Origin of the sequence: Sphingopyxis sp. Root1497 (genome assembly GCF_001427085.1) — a bacterium.
Lineage (GTDB): Bacteria > Pseudomonadota > Alphaproteobacteria > Sphingomonadales > Sphingomonadaceae > Sphingopyxis.
In genome coordinates this window covers 145,161-165,316 of sequence record NZ_LMGF01000003.1, presented here as the reverse complement: position 1 = coordinate 165,316, position 20,156 = coordinate 145,161, and the positions used below count along the sequence as shown (strand labels likewise).

18 protein-coding genes are annotated in these 20,156 nt (G+C 68.0%); 14 read left to right on the top strand and 4 right to left on the bottom strand.

Annotated elements, in window-relative coordinates:
* Positions 1 to 2: 2 nt before the first annotated feature.
* The gene (locus ASD67_RS04315) at positions 3 to 2,138 is read right to left on the bottom strand and encodes a S9 family peptidase (protein ID WP_056343912.1); all 2,136 of its coding nucleotides are present in this window, start codon (positions 2,136 to 2,138) and stop codon (positions 3 to 5) included.
* A gap of 165 nt (positions 2,139 to 2,303) precedes the next feature.
* On the opposite strand from ASD67_RS04315, the gene ASD67_RS04310 reads away from it, so the two are divergent.
* The 5 genes from ASD67_RS04310 (at position 2,304) to ASD67_RS04290 (ending at position 7,948) form a co-directional block, all read left to right on the top strand.
* Positions 2,304 to 2,681 carry a BlaI/MecI/CopY family transcriptional regulator gene (locus tag ASD67_RS04310; protein ID WP_056343909.1) on the top strand — a complete coding sequence of 126 codons (378 nt, stop codon included), beginning with the start codon at positions 2,304 to 2,306 and terminating at the stop codon, positions 2,679 to 2,681.
* Positions 2,678 to 4,402 carry a M56 family metallopeptidase gene (locus tag ASD67_RS04305; RefSeq protein ID WP_056343906.1) on the top strand — a complete coding sequence of 575 codons (1,725 nt, stop codon included), beginning with the start codon at positions 2,678 to 2,680 and terminating at the stop codon, positions 4,400 to 4,402. The genes ASD67_RS04310 and ASD67_RS04305 overlap by 4 nt, the downstream gene beginning before the upstream one ends.
* A 146-nt stretch (positions 4,403 to 4,548) precedes the next feature.
* Positions 4,549 to 5,292 carry a hypothetical protein gene (locus ASD67_RS04300; RefSeq protein WP_056343903.1) on the top strand — a complete coding sequence of 248 codons (744 nt, stop codon included), beginning with the start codon at positions 4,549 to 4,551 and terminating at the stop codon, positions 5,290 to 5,292.
* Complete coding sequence (locus ASD67_RS04295; RefSeq protein WP_056343900.1) at positions 5,289 to 7,385, top strand: TonB-dependent receptor plug domain-containing protein; 2,097 nt, start codon at positions 5,289 to 5,291, stop codon at positions 7,383 to 7,385. The genes ASD67_RS04300 and ASD67_RS04295 overlap by 4 nt, the downstream gene beginning before the upstream one ends.
* Positions 7,386 to 7,564: 179 nt before the next feature.
* A complete protein-coding gene (locus ASD67_RS04290) occupies positions 7,565 to 7,948 on the top strand; it encodes a reverse transcriptase-like protein (RefSeq protein WP_056343898.1) in 384 nt (127 codons plus the stop codon).
* A 5-nt stretch (positions 7,949 to 7,953) separates the two neighbouring features.
* On the opposite strand, the gene ASD67_RS04285 is transcribed toward ASD67_RS04290, so the two are convergent.
* A complete protein-coding gene (locus ASD67_RS04285) occupies positions 7,954 to 8,565 on the bottom strand; it encodes a TetR/AcrR family transcriptional regulator (protein WP_235535566.1) in 612 nt (203 codons plus the stop codon).
* Positions 8,566 to 8,654: 89 nt separating this feature from the next.
* Here ASD67_RS04285 and ASD67_RS04280 point away from each other — a divergent pair, with 89 nt between their 5' ends.
* From ASD67_RS04280 to ASD67_RS04260, 5 genes are all read left to right on the top strand, one after another.
* A complete protein-coding gene (locus ASD67_RS04280; RefSeq protein WP_056343892.1) occupies positions 8,655 to 10,082 on the top strand; it encodes an efflux transporter outer membrane subunit in 1,428 nt (475 codons plus the stop codon).
* A complete protein-coding gene (locus ASD67_RS04275; RefSeq protein WP_056343890.1) occupies positions 10,082 to 11,227 on the top strand; it encodes an HlyD family secretion protein in 1,146 nt (381 codons plus the stop codon). The genes ASD67_RS04280 and ASD67_RS04275 overlap by 1 nt, the downstream gene beginning before the upstream one ends.
* Before the next feature lie 8 nt (positions 11,228 to 11,235).
* On the top strand, positions 11,236 to 12,780 hold the full coding sequence (locus tag ASD67_RS04270; protein WP_056343887.1) for a DHA2 family efflux MFS transporter permease subunit: 1,545 nt from the start codon (positions 11,236 to 11,238) through the stop codon (positions 12,778 to 12,780).
* Between the two features lie 184 nt (positions 12,781 to 12,964).
* Complete coding sequence (locus ASD67_RS04265; protein ID WP_056343885.1) at positions 12,965 to 14,017, top strand: rod shape-determining protein; 1,053 nt, start codon at positions 12,965 to 12,967, stop codon at positions 14,015 to 14,017.
* Between the two features lie 77 nt (positions 14,018 to 14,094).
* A complete protein-coding gene (locus tag ASD67_RS04260) occupies positions 14,095 to 14,556 on the top strand; it encodes a hypothetical protein (RefSeq protein WP_056343882.1) in 462 nt (153 codons plus the stop codon).
* On the opposite strand, the gene ASD67_RS04255 is transcribed toward ASD67_RS04260, so the two are convergent.
* Positions 14,553 to 15,575: an adenosine deaminase gene (locus tag ASD67_RS04255; protein WP_056343878.1), complete on the bottom strand. Its 1,023-nt coding sequence runs from the start codon at positions 15,573 to 15,575 to the stop codon at positions 14,553 to 14,555. The two genes, ASD67_RS04260 and ASD67_RS04255, sit on opposite strands and share 4 nt — an antisense overlap.
* A complete protein-coding gene (locus ASD67_RS04250) occupies positions 15,568 to 16,143 on the bottom strand; it encodes a phosphoribosyltransferase (RefSeq protein WP_056343874.1) in 576 nt (191 codons plus the stop codon). The genes ASD67_RS04255 and ASD67_RS04250 overlap by 8 nt, the downstream gene beginning before the upstream one ends.
* An 87-nt stretch (positions 16,144 to 16,230) precedes the next feature.
* On the opposite strand from ASD67_RS04250, the gene ASD67_RS04245 reads away from it, so the two are divergent.
* From ASD67_RS04245 to ASD67_RS04230, 4 genes are all read left to right on the top strand, one after another.
* Positions 16,231 to 17,295, top strand: a complete 1,065-nt coding sequence (locus ASD67_RS04245; RefSeq protein ID WP_056343870.1) for an endonuclease/exonuclease/phosphatase family protein — start codon at positions 16,231 to 16,233, stop codon at positions 17,293 to 17,295.
* A gap of 90 nt (positions 17,296 to 17,385) precedes the next feature.
* Positions 17,386 to 17,826, top strand: a complete 441-nt coding sequence (locus ASD67_RS04240) for a DUF983 domain-containing protein (protein WP_056347009.1) — start codon at positions 17,386 to 17,388, stop codon at positions 17,824 to 17,826.
* A complete protein-coding gene (locus tag ASD67_RS04235; RefSeq protein ID WP_056343867.1) occupies positions 17,819 to 19,168 on the top strand; it encodes an aminotransferase-like domain-containing protein in 1,350 nt (449 codons plus the stop codon). Before ASD67_RS04240 ends, ASD67_RS04235 begins: the two co-directional genes overlap by 8 nt.
* A 94-nt stretch (positions 19,169 to 19,262) precedes the next feature.
* Positions 19,263 to 20,147, top strand: a complete 885-nt coding sequence (locus ASD67_RS04230) for a DMT family transporter (RefSeq protein WP_056343864.1) — start codon at positions 19,263 to 19,265, stop codon at positions 20,145 to 20,147.
* Positions 20,148 to 20,156: the final 9 nt, after the last annotated feature.

The window sequence follows — 20,156 nt, the reverse complement described above, 5'->3', positions numbered from 1 at the left end:
GCTCACTCGCCCGCCGGCCGGGTCCATCCCTTCTTATATTTCTCGAACCAGGCGAGGATCGCCGCGGCCTTGGCCGCCGATTGCGACGGGCGCGCGGCGATGCCGCCATGGCTGGCACCGGGGACCTTGACCAGCGCGGTGGGCACGCCGCGCAGGCGCAGCGCCGTATAATATTGTTCGGACTCGCTGACCGGGGTGCGATAATCCTCGGCACCGACGACGACCATCGTCGGGGTCTCGACATGGCCGACGAGCGACAGCGGCGAGCGCGCCCAGAACAGCTCGGGCTTTTCCCACGGCATCGCGCCGAGCCAGTAGCGGCCGAAGAAGGCGGGGCCGTCGGCGGTCAGCGCCTGCGTCGTCCAGTTGATCACCGGTTTCTGGGTCACCGCGGCCTTGAAGCGGTTGGTCTTGCCGACGATCCAGCTGGTGAGCACCCCGCCGCCCGAGCCGCCGGTGACGAACAGCGCGTCGGGATCGGCGATGCCGAGCGCGATGGCGCGATCGACGATGCTGATGAGGTCGAAATAATCATTGCCCGGATAGGCCTTGTCGATCTCGTTCGCGAAGGCGGCGCCATAGCTGGTCGACCCGCGCGGGTTGGCCGAGAGTACGGCATAGCCGGCGGCGGCATAGAGCTGGTTGTCGGTCGAGAAATGCGGACCATAGGCCGCGAAAGGTCCGCCGTGGATTTCGAGGATCAGCGGCACCCTGGTGCCCGCGACATAGCCGGGGGGCAAGGTCAGCCAGCCTTCGATGGCCTTGCCGTCGTGGCTCGACGGGGTGGTGATCTTGCGGACCTCGCCGAACGCCTTGACCTCGCGCAAGCTGCGGTTGAGGTCGGTGAGGATGCGGGTCTTGCCGGCGGCCGCCAGCTGGACTTCGGCGGGGCGGGTGGCGGTGCCGCCGGTGAAGGCGATCGCGTCGCCGTTCGAGACCGAAAAGCTGCCGCCGCTGTACGGCCGGTCGAGGCCGCCGCCTGACAGGCCGGAGGCGACGGTGCGCACCGATCCGTCGAGGCCGATGCGCGCGACATGGGTTTCGCCATGGTCGTCATATTGGACATAGACGCCGCCGCTGTCGGCATCCCAGAGGATCGCGTCGGCGCCATAATCCCAATTGGCGGTCAGGCTGCGGCGGCCCGAGCCGTCGCGGTTCATCACATAGACCTGGGTATTTTCATAGGCGCGCAGATTGTCGTCGAACCCGAGCCAGGCGATCTTGCCGCCGTCGGGCGATACGACGGGGTTGCCGTCGGGGCCGTTGCGGTCGGTCAGCGCGGTGACGCCGCCGCTCGCGACGTCGAGCGCGTAGATTTCGCCATCGACCGGGTCATTTTCCCAATCGGGCTTGCGGTTGGCGCCGAAATAGAGGGTGCGGCCGTCGCGCGACCAGCTCAGCGGGCCGCCGTCGTGATAGGGGCCGAAGGTCAGCTGGCGCGGGGCGCCGCCGGTGGCGGGAACGGTGAAGATCTTCTCGAACCCCGGCTCGATATACCCCTCGCCGTCGGCGCGGTAGGTGAGCAGGTCGCGGACCTCGAGCGGCTCGGCCCATTTCGCGCCCTCGGGCTTGTTCGCGGGGGCCTTGCCGAATTTCGGCCCGTCGTCCTTGACCAGCATCGTGTAGGCGATCGCCTTGCCGTCGGGCGACCAGGCGAGGCTCGACGGGCTGGTCGGCAGACCGGTCAGCCGTACCGCTTCGCCGCCGTCCATCCAGCGGACCCAGAGCTGCGCGCTGCCACCCTCGGCCGAGGCATAGGCCAGCCGCTTGCCGTCGGGCGACCAGCGCGGCGAAAAGGCGCCGCCATTCTGGCCGGCAATCGCGACTTCCTCACCGGTCGTCGTGTCGATCAGCCAGATCGCGCTGGCCGCCTTGTCCGACATGATGTCGTTCGCGCGCCGGACATAGGCGATGCGCCGGCCGTCGGGGCTGATCTGCGGATCGGAGGCGATCGCGAGGTCGAACAGATCCTCGCCGGTGAAGCGATGCTGCGCCCCGGTGCGCGCGCTGCCGGTGGCCGAGGCCGACATCGGCGCCTGCGCGGCGGGGGTTTCTGTGGCGGCCGGGGCATTCTGCGCGGCGGCGGTCTGGGCGGCGAGGACGAGGAGGCTCGCCCCGAGGATCGCGAGTTTACGCATAGATATCATGCCCCTTGTTCGACTGGATGGCGCGGGTCTGAACCTTAAGCGGCGGGTGGTCAACCGGGTGCCCGAGCGGCGACGTGTATTATGTGAATAAAACCCCTTGCCAACGCGGCGCTACAAATGTAGCACGCTACAAATGTAGCGCATGAGGTGATTCGAATGCTGTCCAGTTTGCCCCCGCGGGAACGCGAGATTGTCGATATTCTGTACGAGCGCGGTGCCTCGACGGTGACCGAGATCGGCGACGCGATGCCCGATGAACTGTCGGGCTCGGCGATCCGCGCGATGCTGAAGCGGCTCGAGGCCAAGGGCTTCGTCGCGCGCGAACATTCGGAGCGTGGCTTCCTCTATGCGCCGAGCGTGCCCGAAAAGGCGGCGAGCAAGTCGGCGCTGGGGCAGGTGGTGCGCGTCTTTTTCAACGGATCGGCGACGAGCGCTGCCGCGGCGCTGCTCGGCATGCAGGACGAGATGAGCGGATCCGAACTCGACGAACTGGAAAAACTGATCGCGCAGGCGCGCGAAGGGAGGGCGAAATGATGCTCGATGCCAACATGCTGCTGGGCTTTGCCTGGAAATCCGCCGCGATCGCCGGCGCCACGCTGTTGCTGCTGCGCCTCGCGCGGTCGCGCTCGTCGGGCGAACGGTCGATGATCGCGCACAGCGGGCTGTTCGCACTGCTCGCGCTGCCCGCCGCGATCCTGTTGATGCCGCAATGGGCGCCGCTGCCCGCCGCATGGTTCGCAAACGCGGCCCCGGTGGCGCTGGCCGCGGGCGATCTTTCTACAACGGGGGGACCGGTGGCCGATCTGGCCGTCCCCGTCGCGACCTCAGTCCCTGTCGCGGCGGAGGCGGCCGGGTCGCCGCCGGTCGTATTGCCGTCGCTGGGGGATATTGCCCCCTTTCTCTATGCGGTCCCGCTCGTCCTGCTGTTTGGAGTGATGCTGCTCGCGGTCGTCCGCCTGTTCGCGATGCGCGGCCGCGCCGAGGTGCTGGTACAGCCGTCGTGGCTGTCGGCGCTCGCCGAGGCGCAGCGCCGCATGGGCTTCAAACATGGCACCGCGCTGCTGGTGAGCGAGGAATTGCGCTCGCCGATCAGCTGGGGCGTGCTGCGCCCGACGATCGTGCTGAGCCCGAAGGCGGTCGCGGCGACGGGCGAGGCCGAGGCGATCATCGCGCATGAACTGGCGCATGTTGCACGGCTCGACTGGGCGAAACTGCTCGGCGCGCGGGTCGCCTGTGCGGTGTTCTGGTTCAACCCCTTTGTATGGATGCTGGCGCGCGAGAGCCACCAGCTCCGCGAGGAAGCTGCCGACGATGCGGTGCTGATGGCCGACATCGACGGCCCCGATTATGCGACGCTGCTGGTCGGCGCGGCGCGCCACGACAATAAGGCGGTGTTGTTGGCGGCGCATGGCGTCGCACCCGCCAAGAGCAGCCTGAAGCGGCGGATCACCCGCGTGCTCGACGGCAGCCTGAAGCGCGGTCCGGCGAGTGGCGGCTGGATGTTCGGCAGCCTGATGCTGCTGGTCGGGCTGACGGTGCCGCTCGCCGCCTTTTCGGCGACCGCACCCGAAGCGCGGCAGGCGGCGGAAGAGGCTCGCGCCGTCGCGGTCGCATCGCGCGAAACCGCCCGGGCATCGGCACGGACGGCCGTTGCTGCCCAGGCCGTCGCCGAGAAGAAGGCCGAGGCCGCCGCGGCCGGCAAGCCGCTGACCCCCGAGCAGCTGATCAGCATGCGTGCGGTCGGCGTGACCCCCGAGGACGTCCGCCAGATGCAGGACGAACGCTGGTCGGTCGATGCCGACGATGTGATCGCTGCGAAGGCGAGCGGGGTCGACGCCGCCTATATCGGCCAGATGCGCCGGTTGTTCCCCGGATCCGACGTCGGCGACATGATTGGCGCCGCGTCGGTCGGGGTCGATGCCGCCTATGCCCGCGAAATCCAGTCCTATTTCCCCGGCGTCGGCCTCGACGACCTGACCGGGATGCGCGCGATGGGGGTCGACGGCGCCTATATCCGCGAGATGCGCAAGGCCGGTGTGGTGCTGCGCACCCCCGACGATGCGATCGCGTTGCGCGCGGTGTCGGCGCCGCGGCGACCCTTTGTCGCGAAGGGGCCGAAGGGCGGCAAAGGCGACAAGGCGGCGACGGTGCGGGTCGGCCCCGGCGGGGTGATCGAGGCGCGGTCGGCCGACGGGCGGGTCGCGCGGATCGAAATCCCCGAAGCGCCGCAGCCGCCGGAACCACCCGAAGATTGATCCCCGGACTCCGGTCCGGCCCAACCGGCCGCTGACGCCCGGACATTCGTCCGACCCTGGCGGCCACTGATCGAAAGTCTGTGTTGAAACGTCGCTGCGGCGGCGAGCGATGACGCTCGTCCGGCGCACGAGGGAGGAGTGTAGCCATGAAGAGCATGATTGTCGCGTCGAGCCTGGCCCTGATGTCGGTGCTGGCCTGCGCCGGACCGGGCGAGCCCGCGACCGCCGCCGCGCAGGAAACGGGCGCGATCGCCTGGGACGTGAAGCCGGCCGACGGCGCCGGCGACCAGCCGGTGCTGCGCCTGCGCCAGAAGAATTCGAACAGCGACATCGCGCTCGACGGCGCACGCCCCGAATTCGGCGCGGCGCGCAGCGCGCTAGGCGGGACCGGGCCGGTCCGCTTCGCCGTGCGGCATGCGGCGGGATCGCTCGCATGCACGGGCACGCTGACCGCCGCGCACAAGGGGCAGGGGCGGTGCGATTTCACCCCCGATGCGGGCTTCGAGCGCGACCTGGCCGCCCGCGGGCTGGCGCCCGAGAAGCGCGGCGACCTGCTCGCGATGCTGATGGTCGATGCGACGCTGACGCTCGCCGACGGCCTGACGCGCGAAGGCGTGAAGCCGAAGGACAGCAATGATTTGATCGCCGCCGCGGCGCTGGGGGTGACCCCCGACTATGTCCGCGACCTCAAGCAGGCGCCGCTGAAGCTGACCGAGGTCGAGGATGCGATCGCGTGCAAGGCGCTGGGCGTGACCGGCGCCTATGTCCGCGAGCTGGTCGCGGCGGGATATGACACGCTCGACGTCGAGGATGTGGTCGGCATGAAGGCGATGGGCGTGACCGGCGATTATGCCAGGGCGATGAACCGGGCGACGGGGGGCGGCCAGTGAGGATCGCAGCCAGTCTTTCGGCGATCGCAGCGGTGCTGGTCGCCCTTCCCGTCGCGGCGCAGGATGCACCGACCGGCGATACGCCGCCGCCCGCGGCGACCGAGGTGCCCGCGGGCGGTGCGAGCAGCGCCGCGCGGCAGGTCTATACCCCCGCCGACTTCGCGCGCTACGCGCCGAAGAACGCCTATGACATGCTCAATCAGGTCCCCGGCTTTTCGATTCGCGACAACGAGAATCTGCGCGGGCTGGGGCAGGCGACGGGCAATGTACTGTTCAACGGCGAAAGGCCGTCGAACAAGGGCGACGACATGTACACCCAGCTGTCGCGGATCCCCGCGGGCAATGTCGAGCGGATCGAGATCGTCGACGGGGCGACGCTCGATATCCCCGGATTGTCGGGGCAGGTCGCGAACATTGTCTATCGCGCCGACAGCTTCTCGGGCCAATTTTCGTGGAAGCCCGAGTTTCGGGCGCATTACACCGATCCGCTATTCACTCGCGGCGACGTGTCGGTGCGCGGGCGGTCGGGCGATCTGGAATATGAGGCGGCGCTCAACAACGACGATTCGGCGCGCAGCGGTGCCGGCGGCCCGACGCTGATCACCGACGGCGCGGGCAACCTCATCGAGCGGCGCAAGGATATCTGGAACACCCATTATGACACGCCCAAATTGTCGGGGCGGATCACCTGGGACCCCGCGGGCGACAGCGTCGCGAACCTCGGCGGCCATTATCAGCGCAAATATGACCGTTATTATGAGGATGGCGTGCGCACCGGTCCCGGGCTTGTCGACCGGCTGCGCACCGTGCGTGAAAATGCCGACAGCTGGAACTACGAGGTCAGCGGCGATTATCAGTTCGGGGTCGGACCGGGCAAACTCAAGCTGATCGGGCTGCGGCGGTTCAGCCACGAGCCCTATTCACAGGAAATCGTCACGACCTTTGCCGACGGCAGGCCGGACGAGGGCGACCGCTTCGCGCAGACCGGCGATTTGGGCGAGACGATCGCACGCGGCGAATATCAGTGGAAGATGTTCGGCGGCGACTGGCAATTGTCGGGGGAAGCGGCGTTCAACACGCTCGACAATGTGGCGTCGATCGCGGAGCTCGAGGATGGCGTGTTCGTCAACATACCCTTTCCGGGCGGCACCGGCGGAGTCAGCGAGGACCGCTACGAAGGGCTGCTGAGCTTCGGGCGCAAGCTGACGAACAAATTGTCGTTCCAGATCGTCGCGGGCGCCGAGCATTCGACGATCACCCAGACCGGGGTCAACGGCCTGACGCGCACCTTTTCCCGGCCGAAGGGGTCGCTGTCGCTCGCCTGGACGCCGACCGCCGATTTCGACGCGTCGCTCAAGATCCGGCGGCGGGTGCTACAATTGTCCTTTTACGATTTTCTTGCGCGCGCCTTCCTCAACGATGGCAACCAGAATGAGAGCAACAACGACCTGCGGCCCCAGCAGGACTGGAGTTACGAGGCCGAGATCAACAAGAAATTCGGCGCCTGGGGATCGACCAAGGTCATCCTGATCTATCGCGACGTCGAGGACCGCGTCGATGTCGTGCCGATCGGGGTCGATGGCGAGGCGGTCGGCAATATCGCCAAGGCCAAGGCCGGCGCGATCGACTGGACCGCGACGATCAACATGGACCCCGCCGGCATCAAGGGCATGAAGTTCGAGACACGGGTGCTGGTCCAGAAAAGCTCGCTGCGCGATCCGTTCACGGGGGAGAAGCGTCAGTGGAGCGGGTTCACTGACACCGTGATCGAACTGGGCACGCGGTACGACATCCCGGGCAGCGATATCGCCTTGGGCGCGAGCGCCAACTATGGGCATTACCAGCCGAACTATCGCCGCAACCAGGTCGACAAGACGTGGGAAGGCCCGTGGTTCGCCGCGGCCTATATCGAGCATAAGAATGTGATGGGGCTGACGGTACGGGCGCAGCTTGCCAATGCTGCCAATGCGCGATCGAAGCGCGACCGCACCGTCTATACCGGGGTGCGCGGCGAAAGCCCGATCGCCTTTGTCGAGAAGCGCGATCGGCTGATCGGGCCGGTCTTCGCTTTCTCGGTGCGCGGGAAGTTCTGAGGAANATCCTCCCTGTCGCGCAGCGATGGGGAGGTGGCAGCGCGAAGCGCTGACGGAGGGGCGTTGGCGCGACGTCGCTGGCCCCTCCACCACTCGCTTCGCGAGCGGTCCCCCTCCCCATGCCTTCGGCACAGGGAGGATCGGTTCTCGATGGCGCCGCTTTGCGGTAAGTGAGCGCTATGACCAAGACCCGTATCAAAATCTATTTCGACGGCGGGGCGCGGCCGAATCCGGGGACGATCGAGATCGCCGTCGTGTGCGGCGGGGTCGCGCATATCGAGCGCGATGCGGGGCGGGGCGGCAGCCTCGACGCCGAATGGCTGGCGCTGATCGCGGGGCTGCGGCTGGCGCGGGCGCGGGGGTTCGAGGATTTCCTGTTGCTCGGCGATGCCGCCGCTGTGGTGGCTCAGGCGAACGGGGCGGTAAGGGCGCGCGGCGGTGCGGCGGTCCATCTGGCGGCATTTCATGCCTTGGTGGGCGACGGCCCCAGGCCGCGGGTGCGCCATGTCGGGCGGGCGCAAAACCTGGCGGGGATCGCGCTGGCGAAGCTGCACGCGCGCTGAGGTGCTCAGCGCGCCGCAGGCCCCCAAGCACGGTAAAAGGTGTCGACCGCCGCATCGACTTCGGCGGCGATCCGGTCGGTTTCTCGGCCTTCGGGAAGGCCGAGAACCGCGTGTTGGTAAATGCCCGACTGGCACAGCCCGGCGAAATGGCGAACCGCCTGCATCGGGTCGCCCGTGCGCAATTCGCCGCGCGCCATCTTGGCGGCGACCCAGATGGCGGCGCGCGCCTTGCCGCGGCGTGGGCCGCGATCGTAAAAGGTCTCGGCGAGATGCGGAAAGCGCTCGGCCTCGCCGACGACGAGGCGGAACAGCGACAGCAGCGGGGTGGTGACCAGCGCCGCCATCAGCACATTGCCGAAGCGCGTCAGCACCTCGACCACCGGCTGGTCGACCGGCAGGTCGACGTGCAGCGCGGTGCCATATTCGCCGACGATTTCGTCGACCACCGCCGCGAACAGGTCCTCCTTCGACGGGAAATAGGTCCAGAGCGTCGTCTTCGACCCACCGACCTTGGCGGCGATCGACGACATGGTGGTGCCGCTATAGCCGTTCGCCAAAAACAGCGCGCGCGCGGCGTCGACAAAGGCCTTGCGTCGCGCCGCAGCGGCATCGTCCAAAGTAGTCGTACTGTCTGGTATCATTTCGATTGACAACTTATCGCCCGCAGTTCAATGGCGCATGATACCAGCTAGTATCGTTGGATGCCATGCCCCGCAGAATATTTCTTGTCACCGCTGTTTTCGGCCTGCTCGCGGGCTGCGTTGCGACCCCCGACGTCGGGCCGAAGCCGGTTCCCGTCGCGCCCGAGTCGCTGGCGTCGAGCGCCTCGTTCGCCGATGCGGCGGGCGCGTGGCCGGTCGAGGGCTGGTGGCAGGGGTTCGGCGATGCACAGCTGACGGCGCTGGTCGACGAAGGACTGGCCGGATCGCCCGACGTCGCGATCGCTGCGGCGCGGGTGCGCGCCGCCGATGCGCTGGCGCAGCAGGCGGGCGCGGCGCTCGGCCCGCGCATTGGCGTCGAGGGCAGCGCGGGCGGCACCCAGCAGAGCAAGAATCTGGGCATTCCGCCGCAATTCGTGCCCGGCGGCATCCAGGATACAGGGCATATCGCCGCGACTTTCGGTTTCGACCTCGACTTGTGGGGCAAAAACCGCGCGGCGCTGGCGGCGGCGACCTCGGAGGCCGAGGCGGCGCGGGTCGATGCGGCGCAGGCGCGGCTGATGCTGACCACCGGGATCGCAAGCGCCTATGCCGACCTCGCGGGGCAGTTCGCCGCGCTCGACGTCGCCAACGCGGCGGTGCGGGTGCGCGGGACGAGCGCCGGGCTGTCGGCGGAGCGCGCGCGGGCGGGACTGGAAAATCTGGCGGGACAGCGACAGGCCGAGAGCCGCACCGCGGCGGCGCGCGGCGATGTCGTCGCGCTCGAGGAGGCGATAGCGCTGACGCGCAACCGCATCGCGGCACTGGTCGGCGCGGGTCCCGATCGCGGGCTGGCGATCGCCAGGCCGGTGCTGACGCTTCCGGCGGCGGGATTGCCGGCCGACGCGGGAATCGCGTTGATCGGCCGGCGCCCCGACATCGTCGCGGCGCGGCTGCGCGGCGAGGCGGCGGCGAAACGCATCGATGTCGCACGCGCCGATTTCTATCCGAATATCAGCCTGTCGGCGCTCGTCGGGCTGCAGTCGCTCGGGCTGTCGAACCTGTTCGACAAGGGATCCGAATATGGCAATGGCGGCGTCGCGCTGAGCCTGCCGATCTTCGACAGCGGGCGGTTGCAGGGCCGGTATCGCGGCGCGCGCGCCGATTATGACGTCGTGGTCGCCAATTATGACAAGAGCCTGATCGCGGCGCTGCGCGACGTCGCCGACGTCGTGCGCAGCCGCGAGGCCAATGCGCGGCAACTGACCGAGCGGCGCGCGGCGCTGGCGGCGGCCGAAGAGGCGTCGAAGCTCGCCGGGCTGCGCTATCGCGCCGGGCTGTCGAACCAGATCGTCGCGCTGACCGCCGAGGACAGCGCCGTGGCGCTGGCGCGCGGCGTCGCCGACCTCGAGGCGCGGCAGCTGTCGCTCGACATCAGCCTGATCCGCGCGCTGGGCGGCGGTTATCGGGCCAAGACTTCCACAGGAGACAGATGATGGCCGACGATACGGCTGCGATCCCCGCCGAAACCTCCCCCACCGCCGAGGCGAATGGCGCGAAACGCAGGAAATTCCTGCGCATCCTGCTGATCGTCGTGGTCAGCGTCGCACTGCTCTGGGCGGTGTGGTATTTCCTGACGCAGGCGGGGCGGGTGCATACCGACAATGCCTATGTCGGTGCCGATTCCGCCGTCGTCACCGCGCTCGTCGCAGGGCCGGTGCGGGAGGTCCGCGTCGCGGGCACGCAGGCGGTGAAGAAGGGCGACATCCTCGTCATCCTCGACGATAGCGATGCCAAGCTTGCGGTCGCCGACGCACAGGCGGCGCTGCGGCTGGCACGGCAACGCTATGGCCAAGCGGGTGCCAATGCCGATGCGGCGCGGGCGCGCGTCGTCGCACGCGGCGCCGATGTGAACCAGTCGCGGGCGCGACTGCGCGATGCCAATGCGATGGTCGAGAAGGCGCGCGCCGAACTGGCGCGGCGTGAAAGCCTGTCGGGCACCGGCGCGGTATCGGGCGAGGAAATCACCTCGGCACGCGCCGCGTTGCAGTCGGCGACGGCGGCGCGCGACCTGGCATCGGCCGGAATCGCTTCGGCACAGGCGACGCAGGGTTCGGCAACGGGGGACCTCGGCGCGGCCGAGGCGCTGACGCGCGGGACGACGATCGACAGCGCGCCCGACGTCGCGGCGGCGCAGGCGCGGCTCGAAAAGGCCGAGCTCGACCTGGCGCGCACGGTGATCCGCGCGCCGGTCGACGGCATCGTGACGAACAAGCAGGTGCAGGTCGGGCAGCGGATCGCCGCGGGCGCGCCGATCATGACGATTGTGCCGATCGCCACCGCCTATGTCGACGCCAACTACAAGGAAAGCCAGTTCAAGGATATCCGCATGGGTCAGCCGGTCGAACTGGTGTCGGACTATTATGGCGACGACGTGGTGTTCCACGGCAAGGTCGTCGGCATCGCGGGCGGCACCGGCGCCGCCTTTTCGCTGATCCCGGCGCAGAATGCGACGGGCAATTGGGTGAAGGTGGTGCAGCGCCTGCCGGTACGCATCGCGCTCGACCCCAAAGAGCTGAAGGCGCATCCGTTGCGCGTCGGATTGTCGATGGAAGCGACGATCGACACGCGCGGGAAATGAGCTGAACCATGGCCAGCGCTGCCACCGCCATCCTGTCCGACGAACCCGCGCCGCTGACGGGCGTGCGGCTGTTCGCGGCGGCGTTCGCATTGGCGCTCGCCAATTTCGTCGTCGTGCTCGACACCACCATCGCCAATGTGTCGGTGCCGCATATCGCGGGCGGGCTGGCAGTGTCGCCGACGCAGGGGACGTGGGTCATCACCAGCTATGCGGTGGCCGACGCGATCAGTGTGCCGCTGACCGGCTGGCTCGCGATGCGTTTCGGCACGGTGCGCTGGTTCCTCTATTCGATCGTCGGCTTCGGCATTTTCTCCTTCCTTTGCGGCATATCGCAGACCCTCGACGGACTGATCGTCTTCCGCATTCTGCAGGGGCTGTCGGGCGGTCCGCTGATGCCGCTGTCGCAGATCTTGCTGCTGCGTATCTTTCCCAAGGAGAAGGCAGGGATCGGCCTCGCGATCTGGGCGATGACGACGACGACGGCGCCGATCCTGGGGCCGATCCTCGGCGGGCTGATCAGCGACAATTGGAGCTGGCCGTGGATCTTTTTCATCAACCTGCCGGTGGTCGCGCTCTGTTTCTTCGGGGTCGGGAGCCTGTTGCGGCCGTTCGAAACCAAAAAAGCCAAGGCGCGGATCGACACGGTCGGGCTGATCCTGCTGGTGCTGTCGGTCGGCGCCTTCCAGCTGATGCTCGACACGGGGCGCGAGCATGACTGGTTCGGATCGGCATGGATCGTGACGCTGGCGATCGTCGCCGCGATCGCTTTTGTCGCGTTCGTGATCTGGGAACTGACCGACGAAAATCCGGTCGTCGATCTGCGCGTCTTTCGGTTCCGGGGGTTCAGTTTCGCCACGATCGCGATCTCGCTGGGCTTTGGCGCCTTTTTCTCGCAGGTCGTGCTGACCCCGCTGTGGCTGCAGCAGGTGGCGGGCTATACCGCGACCGAGACCGGCTATGTCGTCGCGTGGATCGGGGTGTTCGCGGTCTTGCTGTCGCCGGTGGCGGCGGGGCTGATCGGCAAGATCGACATTCGCATTTCGATCAGCGCCGGCATCATGTGGATGGCGTTCGTGTCGATCCTGCGCGCGAGCTGGAACGCCGATGTCGATTATTGGACGCTCGCTATGCCGCATCTGTTGCAGGGGATGGGCATGCCCTTTTTCTTCGTCGGGCTGACCGCGCTCGCGCTGTCGAGCGTGCCGCCCGACAAGCAGACGTCGGCGGCCGGGCTGATGAGTTTCCTGCGTACCTTGTCGGGCGCGATGGGGACGGCGATCGCGACGTCGGCGTGGGACAGCCAGAACCGCGTCGCGCGGTCCGAACTGGTGAGCCATATGAACGACACCGGCGGCGCGATGGACCAGTTGCAGCGCGCCGGGCTGAGCCTCGAACAGGCGCGCGCGGCGATCGAGCGGATGGTCGATGTGCAGGCGGGCACGATCGGCGTGCTGCACCTGTTTCTCGCCGCCGGGGTGGTGTTCGTCATCGCCGCGATTGCGGTTTGGTGCGCGCCGCTGCCCAAGCAGGTGTCGATGGGCGCCTCGCACTGACGCGATCGGGGCACGGCCCGGCGCGGTAATATCGTTCGGCCCTGATTAACCACCGTTCCGGCTACCGTTCCGGTTGACGCGCCCCGCCGCGCGCCACAAGCGAGCCTGACAGAGGGTTCGGGCGCGGGTGGCCGGCCGGACCCCGCCTCCCCCAACGCCGCCAAAAAAAGGGTCCGCACCCCCCATGAGTTTTTTCCATCGTTTCGGCCAAGGTTTCGGCAGTTCCGCGCACGACATGGCCATCGACCTCGGTACCGTGAACACCGTCGTTTATGCCCGCGGCCAGGGCATCGTGCTCAACGAACCTTCGGTGGTCGCGCTTGAAACGCGCGATGGCGTGCGGCGGGTCAAGGTCGTCGGCAACGACGCCAAGCTGATGATGGGCAAGACCCCCGGCAATATTGAGACGATCCGGCCGCTGCGCGACGGTGTGATCGCCGACATCGACGTCGCCGAGCAGATGATCAAATATTTCATCGACAAGGTGCTCGGCGGCCCGAGCCGGCTGCGCCGCCGCAGCCATGTCGTGATCTGCGTCCCGTCGGGGTCGACGATGGTCGAGCGCCGCGCGATCCGCGATGCGGCGAGCAACGCCGGCGCGGTGTCGGTGCAACTGATCGAGGAGGCACTGGCCGCCGCGATCGGCGCCGGGCTGCAGGTCGCCGAACCACGCGGGGCGATGGTCGTCGACATCGGCGGCGGAACGACTGAGGTCGCGGTGCTGTCGCTCAGCGGCATCGCGTACAGCAATTCGGCGCGCGTCGGCGGCGACAAGATGGACGAGATGATCTCCTCCTACATCCGCCGCAAACATAATCTGATGATCGGCGAGATGACCGCCGAGCGCGTCAAGCTGGCGATCGGCTGCGCCACCCCGCCCGACGGCGACGGCACGGTGATCAGCGTCAAGGGCCGCGATCTCGTCAACGGCCGTCCCGCCGAAATCCGCGTGTCGGAGGTCGAGATCGCCGAGGCGCTCGCCGAGCCGGTCGGCCAGATCGTCAGCGCGGTGCGCGCCGCGCTGGAACAGACCCCGCCCGAATTGTCGGCCGACATCATCGACGAAGGCATCACCCTGACCGGCGGCGGCGCCTTGCTCGGCCGGATGGACGAGGCGATCGCGCAGGCGACCGGGCTCGACGTCAAGGTCGCCAAGGACGCGCTGACCTGTGTGGCGACCGGAGCGGGAATGGCGTTCGAGGACCCCGCTTACCATGGGGTGCTGATCGCGGGGTGATCCCATAGGGGCGCAGGTCGGTCACCTGTTGTTAGTCGTTGGCGATTAGCGTTAAGGAGCGAACCTCAGGAGCGCACGTGCAACAAACCCATCCCCTGCCGATCCATCATAGCTGGCCGCTTTACGAGCGTGCGCGGCACTTCGAGCTGGGGCAGTTGCACGACTATGACGCGGGACTGGTTTTCGCCGATGCCGGGCGAAGCTTGCCCGCGGGGATGTCCAGACCCGGCGAATGGAGCTGCGAACTGGCTGACAACCGGCTGAGCTGGTCGAGCGAGGTCTATACGATCTTTGGCCTGCCCGACGGCGCGCGCGTATCGCGCGCCGAGACGGTCGCGCTCTATTGCGAAGGATCGCGCGCGGCGATGGAAACGCTGCGCGCCTATGCGATCCAGCACCGGCGCGGCTTCACCCTCGACGCCGAGATCGCGCCCGCGACCGGCGCGCGGCGCTGGATGCGGCTGATCGCGGCGCCGGTGTGCGAGGGCGGCGAGGTCGTCCGGCTGCAGGGATTGAAGTTTCTGGTGCCCGCCGCTTAGGCCCAGGCGTCGATCGCGGCGAGGTACTTCGCTTTGTCGGCCTCTTCCAGGAATGAGCCGGTGAAGCTGTTGCGCGCAAGGGTGACCAGTTCGGACTTCGACAGGTCGAGCGCGTCGGCGACCGCCTGATAATTGGCGCCGACATAGCCGCCGAAATAGCTGGGGTCGTCGCTGTTCACCGTTGCGACGAGTCCCGCATCGAGCATCGCCCTGAGCGGGTGGGCGCTGAGGTCGTCGACGACGCAGAGCTTGAGGTTCGAGAGCGGGCAGACGGTGAGGCAGATGCCTTCGGCGGCGAGACGGGCGACCAGCGCGGGGTCTTCGAGGCTGCGGTTGCCGTGGTCGATGCGGTCGACCTGGAGGATGTCGAGCGCTTCAAGGACATATTCGGGCGGTCCCTCCTCGCCGGCGTGGGCGACGATTTTCAGGCCGAGGCCGCGGGCGCGGGCGAAGACGCGCGCGAACTTCGAGGGCGGGTGGCCGACTTCGGAGCTGTCGAGGCCGACACCGTCGATGCGGCCCAGCCAGGGCAGCGCTTCGTCGAGGGTCGCCTCGGCGTCGGCTTCGCTGAGATGGCGGAGGAAGCACAGGATGAGTTTCGAGGTGATGCCGTGCCGCGCGTGGGCATCGTCGAGGGCGCGGGTGATGCCGGCGACGACGGTTTCGAAGGCGACACCGCGTTCGGTATGGCCCTGCGGGTCGAAGAAGATTTCGACGTGGCGGACATTGTCGGCGTGGGCGCGCGCCAGATAGGCGGCGGTGAGGTCGTAAAAATCCTGCTCGGCGATGAGCACGCCCATGCCCTGATAATAGATGTCGAGGAAATCCTGGAGGTTCGAGAAGGCATAAGCCGCCCTGACCTCGTCGACGCTGGCGAAGGGGATCGCGATGCCGTTGCGCTGCGCGAGGGTGAACATCAGTTCGGGCTCGAGGCTACCCTCGATATGGAGGTGGAGTTCGGCCTTGGGCAGGCCGGCGATGAAGGCGGCGCGGTCGCTGGACGTGAAACCGTCAGGCATTGCTGCTTCCCTCCTCGCGCAGGATGATCGCCGCCTCGGGCTTGTGGCGGCGGATTTCCTCGATCGTCAGCCCGTCGATCTCGTGCGGGAAGATCAGCCACTGGTCGGTTTCGTGGACGAAGAAATCGGGGCGGAGATCGGTGACGTTGCGGCGCGGTTTATAATAGACGGTGGCGATGCGGATGTCGCGCGGCATGTTGTGGCGGCAGCGCGCCCTTAGTTCGGCGATGAAGGCGCGGATGCTGCGCCCGCTGTCGAAGACGTCGTCGATGATGAGCAGCCGGTCCTCGGGGTCGAGGGTGTCGATGAGATAGCCGAGCGCGAAGACTTTGACCTCGGCGTCCTGTTTGTCGATGCCGTGGTAGGAGGAGGTGCGGATCGCGATATGGTCGCAATGCTGGCCATGATAATCGAGCAGTTCCTGCACCGCGATGCCTACCGGCGCCCCGCCGCGCCAGATGCCGACGAGATGTGTCGGGCGGAAGCCGCTGTCGATGACCTGCATGCCGAGCCGGAGCGAATCGGCGAGGAGGTCGTTGGCGCTGAGGAAAATCTTGTCGGTGGTCATGGTCGTGGCATAGCCCCGCCACGCCGCGCCGCCAATCCGTCTCGGAACCGGTGACGGATCGGCGATGCGGCGATATGGGCTGGTGCGATGACCCCCCGATATGCCCAGATGATCCTGATGGCGTGCAGCGCATCGCTGCTCGCCGCCTGCGGCCCCAAGCCGCCGCTGCGTATGATGTCCTGCGCGGCGGCCCCCGCGATGCCGGTCCGGACCGAGGGCGAAAGCCGGACCGCGACGCTGTCGGTGCTGACCTATAATCTGGAAGGGCTGGGCTGGCCGGCGCGCAAGGGACGCGCGCGCGAACTGGCCAAGATCGGGTCGCGGCTGGCGGCGATGCACGCGGCGGGCACCGTGCCCGACGTCGTGCTGTTCCAGGAGATGTTCAGCCCCGCCGCGAAGCGTGCGGTCGCCGCGAGCGGCTATCCCGCGATCGTGCCCGGCCCGCGGCGCACCGATTCGCCCGCCGCCGCGAACGGGCGGATGCCGGGGACGGCGAAGCCGCTGAAGGGTGAGGTCGGGCTTCGCCTGCTCGGCGGCGGGCTCGCCATCGCGTCGCGCTACCCGATCGTCGCGACCGAAACCGACGCTTTTGGACGGCGCGCCTGTGCGGGGCTCGATTGCCTCGCGAACAAGGGGGTGATGCTCGCGCGCGTCCATCTGCCCGGGGTGCCGGGACCGATCGACATCTATAACACCCATATGAATTCGCGCGAGGCGTCGGGGGTCGCCGAAACGCGCAATCTGGAAGCGCATGCGCGGCAGGCGCTCGCGGCGTCGGACTTCATCGCGCGGACGCAGGCGCCCGAGAGCGCGCTGATCTTTGGCGGCGATTTCAACATGCGCCATTCGGAGGCGCGGTGGGAGGGGTTCTCCGCGCATCACCCGCTGACTCTCGTGCACGAGGTCTGCATCGACCCCGCCGCGGGATGCACGGTCGCGCTGTCGTGGGACGGCGACGCGCCGTGGATGGACACGCAGGACCTGCAGTTTTTCGCGAACGGCGAGCGGCTGACGATCCGGCCGCTGCGCGCCGAGGCGATGTTCGACGGCCGTCCGGACAGCCCGCGATTGTCGGATCATGACGGCTTTCTCGTTACCTATGAACTGCGCTGGCCCGCAGCGACGGCGGCGGCGCCCGTTCCCGCCTGCTGAACGTTTCGCAAATATTGACTCCGCAACGTCTCGATATTATGTATGGCATTGTGTATGGATATATGCACGGTAACATGCAGGATGAAGACGATGACCGGCGAGCTTGAGGGTCGCGACAAATGGCGGTGGATATATCGGGCGGGGCTGCATGGGCTGTGCCCGCGGTGCGGCGAGGGAAAGATGTTCCGGCGCTGGCTGAAAGTCGCCGACCATTGCGACACGTGCGGGCTCGATTATGATTTCGCGACGCCCGACGACGGCCCGGCGTTCTTCTCGCTGTGCTTTGTCGCCTTTCCCTTGCTGTTCCTCGTCGTGTGGTTCGAGGTTGCGTTGAACCCGGCGTGGTGGGTGCATCTGGTGACGTCGGTGCCGCTGATGATCGTGCCTTGCCTGCTGATGCTGCACCCGATCAAGGGCTGGCTCGTCGCGTCGCAATATGTGAACAAGGCGCAGGAAGCGGGGACCGGCGCACTGTGGGCCGAGCTGAACGCGCGGGCGAAACGGGAGGCGACGAGCGACGGCGATGGCTGAGGCATGGATTCCCGACCTGAACGAAACGCCGGGCGCCAAATATCTGGCGATCGCCGACAGCATCGCGGCGGCGGTCGAGAACGGGCGGCTGCGTGCGGGTGACCGCCTGCCGCCGCAACGCGACCTCGCGGCACGGCTGGGGATCGACCTGACCACCGTCACCAAGGGTTATGACCAGGCGCGGCAGCGCGGGCTGATCGGCGCGCGCGGACGGGCGGGAAGCTTCATCCTGCCGCAGGATGCCATCGCGGCGGGACCGCCGCCGCTCGACACCGGCATGAACATGCCGCCCGAGGTCGCGGGCGGGTCGTTGCTCGCGGCGTGGGAACGCACCGCGAGCGCATTGCTGCGCGCGCCAGGCGCGGGCGGGCGACTGCATTACACGCCGGCGGGTGGGCGCGCGACCGACCGCGCGGCGGGCGCGGCGATTTTCGCGCGGCTGGGGCTGGCCTGTTCGGCCGACGAGGTGATCGTCACCGCGGGCGCGCAAAATGCGCTGCACGCGATCGTCGCGGCGACGTTGCAGCCGGGCGACGTCGTCGCCTGCGGGACGCATATCTATTCAGTGTTCCTGCAACTGGCGCGCAAGGCGGGGCTGAGGCTCGCGCCGCTGGCGGCGATGGACGCCGACGCGCTGGAGGCGCTGTGCCGGACCACCAAGGTCGCCGCGCTCTATGTGGTGCCGACCAACGACAATCCGACCACGCGCACGCTGGACGCCGGCGAGCGGCGGGCGCTGGCCGAGGTGGCGCGGCGGCACGGGGTGCGGATCATCGAGGATGACGCCTATGGCCAGCTTCCCGAGCGCGCGATCGCGCCGTTGACCAGCTTCGCGCCCGAGCTGGGAACTTATGTGGCGAGTTGTTCGAAGATCCTGTCGCCCGCGCTGCGCGTCGCGCATGTGCGCGCGCCGTCGGTGCGCGAGGCGCTGGCGCTGGCCGCCGAGGTGCACAAGAGCTGCGTGATGGCGCCGCCGCTCGATGCCGCGCTGGTGACGCGCTGGCTGGAGGACGGCAGCTATGACCGGCTGGTCGCCGAGACGCGCGCCGAGGCGGCGGCGCGGCAAGGGCTTGCGGCGGAGATATTGCCCGCGGGCAGCTATGCGGCGCATGCCAGCGGCTATCATCTGTGGGTGCCCTTGCCCGCCGGGGCTGATCAGGGGCGGATCGCCGAGGCGCTGCGCGGTGCGGGGGTGACCGCGATCGCCGCCGATGCCTTTGCGGCGGGCGAGGGCGGCGAGGCGGCGCTGCGCGTGTCGCTGGGCGGCGCGGTGACGCGCGCGGTGCTGGCGCGCGGGCTGACGGTGCTTGAGATGGAATTGGGTGCGGGTAAAGCCGCATAGCGATTACCCGGTTCTGCGGGTTCCATGATGCGCCCTATCTGCTAACGCGGCCCGCGAGTGCGGACGTCCGGCTTTCCGCCATTCGGGTGAAACGGTGCGCGTCCGCGATTTCCTCCTCCTTGTTGCGGTGTGCCTGATCTGGGCCTTCAACAATGTGCTGAGCAAGATCATCGTCGACAGCTGGGCGATTCCGCCGCTTTTCTATGCGGCGCTGCGCTTCGCCGTGGTCGCGGCGGTGATGCTGCCATGGTTGCTGCCGATGCCGCGCCCGGCCTGGCGGATCGTCGCCATCGCTTTGTGCCTGGGCGGCGGCAGTTTTGCGCTTTTGTTCGTCGGACTGCAAACGACCTCGCCGTCCTCGGCGGCGATCGTGCTGCAGATGGGGGTGCCGTTCACGATGCTGTTGTCGGTGCTGATCCTGGGCGAGCGCATCCATTGGCGGCGCGGGCTGGGGATCGCGCTGACGCTGGTCGGCGTGCTGATCGTCACCTGGCGCCCCGGCTTCGCGCTGTCGACGGGGCTGTGGCTGATCGCCGCCTCGGCCTTTTCGGGGGCTGCGGGGGCGGTGCTGATGAAGCAGGTCGACGATGTCGCGCCCTTTCGCTTCCAGGCGTGGGTGGGGCTGGTATCGGTGACCGCGCTGGGCTTCGCGTCGGCGACTTTCGAGCAGGGGCAGCTGGCGGCGGCACTGGCGGTCGGCTGGCCCTTCCTCGCCGCGGTGCTGTTCACCGCGCTGATCGTCTCGGTCGGCGCGCATTCGGTCTATTATCATCTGATCGACCGTTATGAGGCCAATCTGCTCGCGCCGCTGACGTTGATGACGCCGCTGGCGACGATCGGGTTCGGGGTGTGGATCACCCACGATCATTTCGACCTGCGGATGGCGATCGGCGGCGGGTTGGCGATGGTCGGGGTGTTGATCGTGGCGATCCGGCGTAAGCCGGCGACCGCGTTGCTGGTCGAGCGCGAGGTGAGGTAGCCGGGCACC